Below are 12,156 nucleotides of genomic sequence, written 5' to 3'. Positions count from 1 at the left end.
ACTCGCTTGCCTTCATCATCTCACAGATTTTATGGTTTTCGGATAGGCCCTTAGTCCGATGGATGGGTGCGTTTCCAAATCAATTGAGTTGCCTAACCGTTTTTTGTATGGTGGTGGAGCGCGATCATGCCAAACACGACCCAAAATCCTCCGGTTGCACTTTCCCGCAATCCAGCTTGCGCTCATCGATCAATCGAGTTTGTATGCAGAACGAATGGCTTCTGAGAATAACTCATCTACGATCGAACTCATGAATGACAAGGAACAACGGCATCGCTGATCGTTCCAATCAAAATTAGATGAATGATAGAAATTTGATATGGCTGTAAATCGTTTCATCGGAATCACTGGATTGGGTTCAAGGTGGATCTGCGATCGTGCAACTAAACTGTCGGTACATCATTTGATGGTTACAAAGGAGACTATGTATGAAATTGCTACCGATGTTTGTTGCCGCCTTAAACACATTGGCGGTTTTTCCAGGATTTACATACTCGGCGTTTGCCCTTCACCCAGTCCCAAGCTTCTAATGGAAATATGCGAATTCGACTGAAGTGAGAGAACAGTGACACAACAGACGTGGAAATCGGTCAGGATACTGTGAAGGCTTGGAAAACCATCTTTAAGCCAAACGTTTGACTTAGGGCAATGCGAACGACAACAGTTTTTCGACCACTAGAATGTTTTTGCGACACAACTGTCTTTTGTAGTTTTGACCAAGCTGCCGATATGCAGACGGGTTAGCGTTTCAAGATTTTGTTGAGCTTATCGATGCGACCGCATGAATTTGAACTTTTGTAACAGTTGTAGGGAAATATTACCCGGTGTCGAGATGTAAGTAAGGGCTGAAGCTAGTGTAAAACTTTTCAGAAGTTTTGAGAAAAAGCACGCTCAGAGATGCATAAACTAGACGGTTCAACGTGAGAAGTAACAACGGACTGACATCTACTGTTATGAGGTCATGCTTATGCCAGACATCACTGCCTTAATTGACGAAAATTTAGAGCGGATGCAAGTGCTTTCTCAAGAAGCAGACACTGCCTTGAGCGAAGTGAATCAGCTAGAACAGCTTGCAACTGGCTTAGTGGAAAACCTCGCTGAGAAAGAACAAGCAGTGTTCTCAGGGTTTGAAACGATCGGCAATCAGCTAGCGGAGTTGGATCAGAAGCTGGAGACGGAGCTACAAACGACGAAAGAAGATCTCGGTGAGCTACGACAAAAGGCGGAAGGACTTGAGAATCAGCTTGAACAATTTGCCAATCAGGTTCAAACTCAGTTGGGCGACTTAAAAAGCCGCGCAGAAGAAATGCTGACGGAGGTTGAGTCGAAAGCAGGGGAGATTCAACAAGATTTGGATCAGTTGACTCAACAGGCGCAAGGATTTGAAGCGGATGTAGATGGTTTAGAAGATGAGGCGGTTCAGGGTGTTGAGGAATTGGGGAACACCGTTGAAACCGCTAAAAACGAATTTGAAGGTCGCAGAACTAACTTAATGGAAGGATTTAACTCGCTCTCGCAAGAAGTGGGCGAAAAGCTGCAAACCTTACAGCAGGATTTTGACCATCTAGTGCAAGAAAGCAGCACTCAACTAAGCCAGATAGATACAGCGCTAACCACGTCTGCTAATGAGGCGATGACTGCAATTCAAGAGAAGTTTAACGAGATTGGCGGCGAAATTACGACTTCTGCCCAGAAGTTAGCGACGGCTCTTGCCAACACGGGTGAGACGGGAACTGACGACTGTGAGCGCATGAATGACAAGTTTGGGGAAGTGATCGATCGCGCTGGTGATGCAGTTTCTGTGATTCAAGAAATCGTGCCAGTGTTGGAAGCCGTTGAAGAAGAACTCGGTTAACCCTTTAGTTTGAAAGGAGATGAGTAATGTCAGAAGTTGTAGAGCTTAATCAGAACGTTGAGGAAACTGTTGAGAGTTTGGAGCGATTGTCGGGTGTGCTTGAGCAAGTCTCCACACAGTTAAAAGATGCGTGTTCGGAGGTGGAATCGGAGAGCGATGCCCTAAGTCAGGGGAATGAAATCGAAGCTCATCTGGACGCGCTAGAGCAGAGTTTGCAGCAGGCAGAGGACACGCTAGAAGGGGCGGAGTCGGAAGTCATTCAGGAGTTGGATGAGTGGCAGCAAGCGGTGACGGAAGCTACGAATGGATTGGAGGAAGCGGGAGGTGCGATCGACGAACTCCAAGAGGGGTTTCAAGAAGTGGCAAATGCTATCCCAGAATTTGAGGCAGAAGCCGCCGAAGTAGAGCAAGCACTGGCTCAGACAGCAGATGCAATTAGTCAACTAGAGGATGCGCTGACCCAATCGATCGAGGAGACACGGCAGGCATTTCAAACCTTAGATCAGGGGCTTGCGGAGTTTCAGCAGCAAGTTGAGCCATTGTCAGAACTGGACAGCGATCTAGATGAGTTAATTAGCGATATGACTGAAACTCATCGGGAGGAAATTGAAACAGGCTTCAGTGAACTCAGTGAAGATCTGCGTCAAGAGCAAGCCAGCGAAATTCAAACGACGGCTGATAGTTGCGAAACCAGTCTGAGAGAACAGTTTGAAGCGTTCAGCAAAGAAGCCGAAGAATTAGCTGATCAGTACGAGCAGGATGTTTCAGAGGTGATTTCTGACCTTGCGGATGAGTGCGAGAACGAGTTTAAAACCAGGATTGAAGAGGCTGTGAATGATGTTGCAGACAGTGCAACTGATGAACTAATCAGCGAAGTGAACGAAGCTAATACTTCATTTGAGGATGGCTTGTCTGTCGCGAATGAGATCAAACCGATCGTTCATGACATCGTTACGGCCGGAAATGTTTTAGTGGCTGCTGATGAAATGGTTAAAGAGATGGTTGGTTAAGCGATCGTTGTGAGTTGAGTAGCGATCGTGCCAGTTCAGTGTTGTCTACTTCAGTAAAACATCATGAGTGCAGCAGATTTAATGGCTCGAATCGATGCAGCTAGAAACCGTCAGCAGTCAGCTAGGGATCAGTTGACTGGAATTGGTGGAGCTTTCATAGGCATCGGCATAGTAAACGAGGTAGGAATATGGATGTCATCCAATTCAACTAGTCATCCTACATACGTCGAAAGGAGTGACTCTAACAGAATAAGCAGCCGGAACAGAAGAACGTTCATGGATGAACAACGCAGGATCATCCAAAATGATCCCCTTCATCCATTGAGGCGTCTTCTGAACGATCAAGGTGAATGGCGTGGTAGAGATTATGGACGACCTTCAGAGCATACGGTAGGTCAACAGGCAGGTCACCTCACAAGTCGCCACGGTCTTCAAGATGGCGAGCTAGAAAGATTCGCTGTGGAGGATGGATATCTTAACCAAACTGATGCTTATGGACCATCTGGAGAGTCGGGAGGAGTCATCCTGGACAAAACAGCTCTAGACATTGGAGGTGTTCCCGTTGAGGCGCGAACTGCAAGGATGTACGCAGAGCTTGGTTACATTGATGAAAGTGTAGTCAGAAATGCACCAACACATCCAGGATGGAATGCACCGAGATCCCTTTTTGATGAGGTACCTGCGACACAAGCTACGAACATTGCTGAGGGTGGTCTTACAAGAGTCCAAGGAGCGGGCAGAGCTTTAGGATTGCTTGGCGTAGGTTTAGATGCCTATAGCCTTTATGAGGCTTATGAGGCTGATGGTGGCAGATTTGGAGAAGAATTTAAGACAACGGCAGGGGGTGTTGTGGGAGGTATAGCAGGAGGCGCTGCAATGGGTGCGGCAATCGGCACTCTCGTTCCTGTTCCTATCGTTGGCACAGTAATTGGTGGACTCATCGGAGGAATTTTAGGCAGTATGGCTGGTGAAACAATTGGTGAAGCACTCTAACTGTATTAGAAAACGGAATCAACAAAAGGAGTAAATTCCATGAATCGACAACTTGAAATCAACCAAATTGAGTTCGTATTAGCTGGTGAAGAAAGGAGTGAAATCGGACTAGACCTACAAACTCTCAAAAGCAAAGGAGTTATTCCTTATGATTGGCGGTTGACAGAATCTTCTACTCATTCAGAAGAGACGAATTTAATGGTTTTTCAGAGTGGCATCTATATTCTGGATCGAGGAGATATACTTGCATTTTTGGAAACTATCAACAATGAAAATATATCTAATTTAGTTGTACCAGATGTAGTAAATAGATATCTAGCAGAGGTTCCAGAGCGATCCTATCAAGCACTTGGTATCAATATCGAGGGTTATACCGCTTTCTCTAATCAAGACATGGCACGAAATCAATTCCTCAGAACTTTTCTCAATTCAGATATGCAACAGGAATCTGACCAGTATTTAACACAGGCTATTGTCAATTGTCTTTACAAGTTTGAGCGAGGTGTATTGGCTCTGACGGCTCGAAATACAAAAATTGCAGTGTCAGAGCAGGAAAGTCTTTCAGTGATAAAGTTTTCTGCCAATTTCAATCATGATATGTCTCGAATTCCAAAAGAGGAGAGAGCGCACACTTTACGCCAATTAATAATGGAGTGGGAAACTGACATAGATATCTATCGAGAGATAGTCAGCAGCAAGTTTCTTAAAGAGCAGGCTATACAAACTAACTAGCACCCATGCTCGCGATCGAAACAAAACATTTCCTTCTCAAAACCTCAACCGTCGGGTTTAAAGCAGCGTTGTTTAAGCTTCAAGCTTGATCCTTCAGAGTTTTCAGCATTTCTAATCATTGATCGAGAGGTAATCACGATGACTGACACAGCTTCATTAGAACAACTTGCAACTGAAGTGCCAGAGAAAATGAACCTCTTAGTTCAAGAACTATCGGCAGTTCAGGAAGAAGTAGATGGATTAGAAAGCCATCTGGATGATATGAACGACAAAGTAGCAGATCTGCTGAGTCAGGTTGAAACGGCGTTAGATGGTTTGCAAACAGAATTGTCGAATCAACGATCGCAACTCACCGAAGAAGTGTCATCGTTAGACGGTGAATTTGAATCTTTGAAGAGTGAAGTTTCAGCCGCACAAGATGAGTTAGCGACAGAGCTTCAAGAAGCGCAAGGAAAGCTGACAGAACTCAAAGGAAATCTAGAAGAGGGGCAAAATTCGATTGGAACATCGGGGCAAAATGCGCTGACGATGCTGAGTCAGGCACAGGGCAAAGTGCAATCTAGCCAAGAACAGTTGGATGGTGTCGTGGATGCGATCGCTCAAGAAATTCAAGAAGTCCAACAGGGCATCGAAACCGCAAAAACTACGCTCACCACTCAAGTTAGTCAGCTTACAGACGAACTCGATCAGGCACAGAAAGAAATAGACAGTAAAGTTCAGGAAGTAGTGGATGCCTTTACCGACATCGAAGAACTAGATACGCAACTGACGGATATTCAAGACAAAGCAGTAAAGACTGAGCTGGATGGATTGTTAGACACCGCTAACCAAGAAGTTGAGACCCTGAAATCAACAGTTGAAAGCGCGATCGACCCGGTTGTAGAAGCCATTCGCGGATTAAGTGATGATCTATCGGATGTTGAGGGAGAGATTTCGTCAAAGCGTGAGGAGTTAGATGCTCAGTTTGACGAACTCAAAGAACTCATTGAACCACTGCAAAAGGGTGTCGATGATGCCCGTGAACTAGCAGATAAATTTGCGCTTCCGTGGGCTTAGAGTTTGAGGCGAGAACCCTATCAGTTATTAGGAGACACGATCGATGGCAGATTTTCAAAGTGCGGCAGCGGAAACAACCGGAAAGTTGTCTGCTTTACTCGATGAAGTAGATCAAACTCATAACCAGTTGCAAAACACAAAAACAGAACTCACAAACTTCAAACAGCAGCTTGAGGAAGCCTGGGCTAAGTTTAGTGATCAGGCACAGTCACTTCTAGAACAAGTCACCACCAGCAAAAGCGAACTCACTGCCGAAGCGGATTCTGTCGAGCAAACGATCGCGCAACTCAAGCAAAAGATTGATACCGTTCAGCAAGAATTAGTGCAGGAGTTGGAGGATACAAAAGGAGCGATCGCTGCCGTTGATGACAAATTGAATGAACTAACTCCTGAGTTAGAAGGAGACTTACAAGAGGCTGAGGGCGCACTCAACCACCTCGACGAAAAAGACATTGGGACTGAGTTAGAACAGGCAGTCACACAAACCTTACAAGAGCTTCAAACGGTTAATAGCGACCTACAAGGATTTCAAACTGAACTCGACCAGCAGACCGAATCTTTTGAGGGAGTTGTTTCAGATCAAGCTGTTCCGGCAATTACCAATAGTGTTACTGGTTTAGCTGATCATTTGGATGGCATTGTGGATCAGTTCAACGAGCAAATCCGGGCAGTGGGAGATGGTATTGAACAGTCCATGCAGGGGTTAATAGAGCAAGTTGGGCAGGGGCAGGAAACCCTGTTTGATCAGCTTGAAGACAATGCTCAACAGCTAGAAGAACTCATGGGTAAGCTAAACAGTGCCGTTGAGACTGCTAGTTCCAGTGTTGTGGATGCTGGTCGAACTTTAGTAGACGGTACAGAATTAACCAATGACAACTGCAAAACAGCCATTCAGTTGTTGTCAGACGCTAAGGAATCGCTGGAAAAACTTTAGAGTTTGTCGATCGCCAAAAATGACTTCACCTCGATCGCCAAAGGGTCGCCATCATGAACCACACAATTTCTCACCACCCTCATTCACCTGTTGAAAACGCTCAAGCACTACTTCGGATTTTGCCGTTCTCTTGTCTTCTATGGGGACTGAGTGCAGCAAGTTTCACTCCAGCCGCAGTTAGTCAAGAACAAGAAAACAAACCTATTGAGATCAATGCTTCTGACTACCTTCGGACTCCAGAACTGCTTAGAAAGCTCAGACAAGAGTTTGGCGATCGCGCTGACTCCAACCCTTCAGACCAGACAGAATTTGGTACTTATCGTTTAGGTGCCGGAGACGCTATTTCTGTCAACATTTCGCCACGCGGAAAAGACTACAACTTTAATGCAACCTTAGATTGGGCTGGGAATATTTCAGCGCCCTTAGTTGGACTTCTATCTTTAAAGGATCTGACTCTGGAGCAAGCTCAGGAAAAGATCCGGACTAGTTTAGCAGAGTATCTGGTCAATCCTCAAGTTGGATTAGTTTTAGCTACTACCAGACCTGTCAAAGTGATGGTCATGGGTGAAGTTGTAAAGCCTGGGTTTTATCCTCTACAAGATCCTCGGCTTCCGGCTGCCTTAATTGAAGCAGGTGGCACGACTCGGCTTGCTGATTTGAGGACAGTACAGGTGAGACGACGATCCGGAAACAAAACCTCACAAGAGCAGCAAATCGACCTATACACACCTCTGCTCAAAGGCAGCGAACTACCCGATCTGCGATTAGTCGATGGCGATGTAGTTGCAATCTCTGCCTTAGCTCCTGAGAAAGTGAACGAGTACGATCGTAACCTGGTTGCAGGGGCAAATGTAGCCCAAAAAGAAATCACCGTTCGGGTGTTGGACTATTCCAGTGGAGTGAATCGAGTCCGTTTACCCAACGGCAGCGATTTCGTGGATGCACTAACCTCAATTAAGCCAAATCTCAAAGATACCAACTTGAAAAAAGTGAGTTTGATTCGGTTTGATCAAGCAAAAGGGAGAGCGATCGAGATCAAAATTAATGCTAGAGATGCTTTGAAAGGCAACTCTTCGCAGAATCCGATCTTAGAAAACAATGATGTGATTGTGATCAACCGCAATCTGATCTCCAAAATCAATCATTTTCTCAATCAAGTAACACAACCCTTTAAAGATACGTTGGGATTTCTATTGTTCTTTGACACCGCAGGTGAGGGTGTTAACAAAGTGTTTGGCTCTGAAAAATAAGCCCGTCGAAACCAGGGATAAATCTATGAATGTTCATCTGTTTCTGAAGCGCTACTTCGCCGCATTGAATCAGTATAAGTGGGCAGGACTGGCTTCTTTTGCTTCTATTTCAGTCGTGACTGGAGTCCTGACTGCATTGCTGCCTGAGACTAAAACGACCTATGTTGCTCACGGAGAATTGGTGTATACCCCCGTTGTTGAAGCCGCTTCACCGGGAACGCCCCCACCCGCCCAAGCGTCGCCTCCCAGCCCTGAATCTTTGATGTCAGATCAACTACTACAACGCACCTCTGACACCTTGAACGAACCCGCGACCCCTAGCGGGTATCTCGAAGCGATCGCACCCAATACCCTACGGAATCGCCTCAAGTTAGAGAAAGACCCCAAACAAGAAAATCGATTTTTAGTTCAGTATTCAGACAACGACGCACAGCAAGCAAAACTGGCGGTTGAATCATTTATTAAGACAGTAAGCAATCAAAGCCTTGCAGACAAACGGGGAGACGTTGATGCCTCTCTCAAACTATTGGAAAAACGCAAGCGATTGCTGACGAGTGATTTGCGCGTCGCTGAAGAGAAGCTGAGGGAATTTGGCAGACAGGAGAAGCCCGCAGTTCAAGCAGCAGTAGACGGAAGTTTAGTTTCTGCGATCACCAACATTCAACAGCAACAGCGCCAGCTTCGTCAGCAGCTCGAAGGAACAGATGCAGAAATTAACAGCATTCAGAATCAACTCGAAATGACTCCAGCGCAAGCTTATGTTGCTTCAGCCTTGAGTGCAGATCCGACGATCGCCAACTCAACCGCAAGACTCGCCGAAATTGAATCACAAATCAAACTACAGCAGCGAGAACTTCTACCCAAGCATCCAGATATGGTTGCGCTCCAACAACAACAGCAAGTTATTGAGGCTCAACGTCAGCAGAGAATTGCAGAAATTGCAGGCAACAATCAGAATCGTTCTCCAATTCAAACGGTTGCACTTCTCAGGGTGAGTAGTTTGGACAAGGCGCGACAAGATTTGGCGAATAAGCTAGTCAACCTGCAAACCCAGCGAAATCGTTTGTCACAAGAATTAGATATTCTTAGTCGATCGGAGCCAGAACTACGACAGAACTACACAGACGGAACGGAACTCAAACTAGAATTAGAAAAACTCACCAGAGACGTTGCTCGCGATCGAGAAGCCTTTGATCAGACAGAAAAGCAACTGGCCGCTGCCGAACTAAAAAAGGCGGAAACCAGAAGCGATTGGGTGAATGAAGGCTCACCACAGGTTAAGGAGGTATCCAATCAGTTTTTGAGCCGTCCTGTCATCTGGTTGGCGGGTGGTGTGTTGGGGGTCTTTGTGGGGGGCGTAACGGTGCTGCTGTGGGATGTCCTGCGAGATAAACTGTTACTTCCAGAGGAAGTTCAAGCAATTTTGCGACAGCGGGTGTCCTTCTTGGGCGTTTTGCCTCGTATTCCCAAGCCAGCCAAGCAATCCCTCGTTCTCATCAAGACGGACTCACCCTACTTAGAGGATTATGAGTTACTTCGCAGCAGCCTACATCGCCATAGCCGCAATCAGCCTCTTAAGATTGTTGTTTTGTCTAGCACTCAAAATAGCGAAGGGAAAACAACCAGCGCTTACAATTTAGCGATCGCCTCCGCGAGAGCCGGAAAGAAAACGTTGCTGGTGGAAGCCAATCTTCGAGCCGCTTCACAAACGCATACTTTGGGAGTTTCTGCTTATCAGGGCGAAGAGTCTGGTTCTCTAGCAGAGGGGATGCAGATTGACCGAATTCAGCCAGTGCCTGATGTTAAAAACCTGTTTGTTCTACCTAGTCCTGGTTGTGCAGAGCAGGTAACAGAAGTTTTAGAATCTAGTCAGACACAGCAATTGTTAAAGCAGTCACGAGATGAATTTGATTTTGTAGTGATCGACGCAACGACTTTACGCTTTAGTGATGCTCTTCTGATCGAACCTTTCACCGATGGACTAGTTCTGATTACTCGACCGGGTTACACCGATCGCAATAGCTTCAAAGTGGTGATTGAGAAATTAACAGACAGTGACATTAAGCTACTTGGCGTGGTGATGAATCATGTTGCCACCTCAACAAAGTACGCGCACTTGCTATCGCTATAAACTGCGGAGACTCTCGATTCTCAGGTGAAGATCAACATGCTGGACAAGATCATTCACGCCCAATACGAAATCATCAAACCGTTAGGCTCAGGAGCATTTGGGCAAACCTATTTGGCTAAGAATCTAGCGCTACCTGATGAACCTGTGTGCGTCGTCAAACAACTAAAGCCACAAAGTGCTGATCCTGCATTATTTAAGGTCGCAAAAGCATTGTTCGATCGGGAAGTAGAAACCCTTCGCCAAATTGGTCATCACGATCGCATTCCTCAAGTTCTGGACAACTTTGAAGCGGATCACGAATTCTACCTGGTGCAGGAGTACATCGAAGGAAGAACATTGAGAGAAGAACTTGATCGCCAAATGCTTTGGAGTGAAAGCCAGGCGATTTTGTTTCTGCAAGAAATCCTTCAAATTTTAGACTTTGTTCATACCCAGGGGATCGTTCATCGTGATGTTAAACCAGAAAACATCATCCGCAGACTTCAAGACCAGGCATTGTTTCTAATTGATTTTGGAGCGGTCAAACAGTTATGGCGCGATCGAGCACAGATCTCTTCAACGATCGTTCATAGTCGTGGGTACACGCCTCCAGAACAACTAGCTGGCATCCCAGAACCAAGCAGCGATATCTATGCACTAGGCATGACTTGTATTGAGACATTAACTGGAGTCAAACCAGAGTCACTAACACAGCTTAGAAGTTCCAGAACTCAACAAATCATTTGGCCTGAACGTTTAAGTATTCGACCTGAGTTCAAGTCCATCCTTGAGAAGATGGTATGTATTGATTCTCGACATCGCTATGTAAGTGCTAACAGTGCCCTACAGGATTTAGAATTGCTGAAGCAAGCTGGTTCCACTCACTACACACCGACAGAAATCGGCATCTCTAGCAAAGAGAGTATAGAGCCAACATCACAAGCTTATACTCCCACAGAGTTGAGGATTAACCAGTCCACAGACGTTTATTTATACAATACAGAGGAAGAATTCGACCAGCAGCTAGAATCAGACATCCTCAAACCTGCGGAGCCTCAGTCGAAGAAATTAAACTCTAAAGAATTATTGCTGGAACTAAGTGAGTGCTTCCAGAATGGACAAAAATTAACACCATTGAGAAAGGCAGTTGATATTACTCGTCAGTCGTTAAGAAAGGAGCGGATCATCTGGTCTGGACTTCTAGTATTTACGCTAATCGGGTTATCGGTCTTCTCCATTTTTATCTACAAAAACAGCTACAAAGCCTCTCCGGTTCCAGATGCGTTGAATCGTGAAGAAAACAACACAGCGCCATTAGCGACTCTCAAAGAACAAGGTAATTTTCAAGAACACCCGTCATCTATAAAATCACTAAACTTTGCCCTCAGTGGAAAGACGCTGATTTCTAGTAGTGAAGGAGGATTGATTAAGCTTCGAGATTTGCAGAGCCAGTCCATCAAGATCTTAACTCAAACTCAAAGTCAGATTTTAGCAGTCTCTAGTAGCGCTGATGGAAAAACTCTAGCGATCGCAACTGAAAACAAACAAATCGAAATCTGGAACTTGAACAATCATCAAAAGCTAAATCAAATCTCAACTCAGCAACTTACCTGGTCACTTGCACTCAGCCACGATGGTCAACTTTTAGCCGAGAGTGGATTGGGGACTGTCAAGTTGTGGAATTATTCCCAACCAAAGCAATTGAAAAAGCCTCAATCCTATGAGAGTCCTCAACCGATTCAAGCGATCGCCTTTAACCCTGCTGCCGAAATTTTGGCTGGGGGAAATGCAGAGGGCACTGTCAAAATTTCTAACCTTGCATTCAACACATCGCGCCGCTTTCACAAGCACTCAAAAGCGGTGAACACGGTTGCGATCGAGGCTAACGGTGTAGTTCTATTTACGGGTAGCGAAGATGATACGATTCGCCTCTGGAATTTGTATGCGTTGAATGAACATACACTGCCTGTTATCCAAGCTGATTTGAGTGGCGTGAAGGCGATCGCCAGTAGTCCGACTGAAAAGATAATTGCAGCAGGCGGCTCTTATGGCACAGTTAAGCTTTGGAACTGGCAAACAGGTCAGTTGATCGCGAATCTTTCAAATCATTCAACAGAAGTCACAGCATTGGCGTTTAGCCCAGATGGTCAACTGTTGGCTGTGGGGGATGTAGACGGAAAGATTGTACTTTACGCCTTGAAGTAACTGCTCATTTT

General features: G+C 45.6%; 9 protein-coding genes. All 9 read left to right on the top strand.

The window, feature by feature from the left end; genetic code table 11:
• The first annotated feature begins 967 nt into the window (after positions 1-967).
• The 9 genes from ACJ2PR_RS06155 to ACJ2PR_RS06115 all read left to right on the top strand — a co-directional run bounded on the left by ACJ2PR_RS06155 (position 968) and on the right by ACJ2PR_RS06115 (position 12,145).
• A complete protein-coding gene (locus tag ACJ2PR_RS06155; protein WP_446876381.1) occupies positions 968-1,855 on the top strand; it encodes a hypothetical protein in 888 nt (295 codons plus the stop codon).
• 26 nt (positions 1,856-1,881) lie between these two features.
• Positions 1,882-2,865, top strand: a complete 984-nt coding sequence (locus ACJ2PR_RS06150; RefSeq protein WP_446876380.1) for a hypothetical protein — start codon at positions 1,882-1,884, stop codon at positions 2,863-2,865.
• A 63-nt stretch (positions 2,866-2,928) separates the two neighbouring features.
• Positions 2,929-3,858: a polymorphic toxin type 5 domain-containing protein gene (locus ACJ2PR_RS06145; protein ID WP_446876379.1), complete on the top strand. Its 930-nt coding sequence runs from the start codon at positions 2,929-2,931 to the stop codon at positions 3,856-3,858.
• Between the two features lie 39 nt (positions 3,859-3,897).
• A complete protein-coding gene (locus ACJ2PR_RS06140; protein WP_446876378.1) occupies positions 3,898-4,590 on the top strand; it encodes a hypothetical protein in 693 nt (230 codons plus the stop codon).
• Positions 4,591-4,728: 138 nt separating this feature from the next.
• On the top strand, positions 4,729-5,646 hold the full coding sequence (locus ACJ2PR_RS06135) for a hypothetical protein (protein ID WP_446876377.1): 918 nt from the start codon (positions 4,729-4,731) through the stop codon (positions 5,644-5,646).
• A gap of 43 nt (positions 5,647-5,689) precedes the next feature.
• Positions 5,690-6,580, top strand: coding sequence for a hypothetical protein (locus tag ACJ2PR_RS06130; RefSeq protein WP_446876376.1), 891 nt, complete (start codon positions 5,690-5,692; stop codon positions 6,578-6,580).
• 53 nt (positions 6,581-6,633) lie between these two features.
• Positions 6,634-7,830, top strand: coding sequence for a polysaccharide biosynthesis/export family protein (locus tag ACJ2PR_RS06125; protein WP_446876375.1), 1,197 nt, complete (start codon positions 6,634-6,636; stop codon positions 7,828-7,830).
• Positions 7,831-7,855: 25 nt separating this feature from the next.
• Complete coding sequence (locus tag ACJ2PR_RS06120; RefSeq protein WP_446876374.1) at positions 7,856-9,961, top strand: AAA family ATPase; 2,106 nt, start codon at positions 7,856-7,858, stop codon at positions 9,959-9,961.
• Positions 9,962-9,997: 36 nt separating this feature from the next.
• Positions 9,998-12,145, top strand: a complete 2,148-nt coding sequence (locus tag ACJ2PR_RS06115) for a protein kinase domain-containing protein (protein WP_446876373.1) — start codon at positions 9,998-10,000, stop codon at positions 12,143-12,145.
• Positions 12,146-12,156 lie beyond the last annotated feature (11 nt).

This window comes from Phormidesmis sp. 146-33, assembly GCF_052939515.1.
This window is presented reverse-complemented; position numbering and strand designations above follow the sequence as displayed.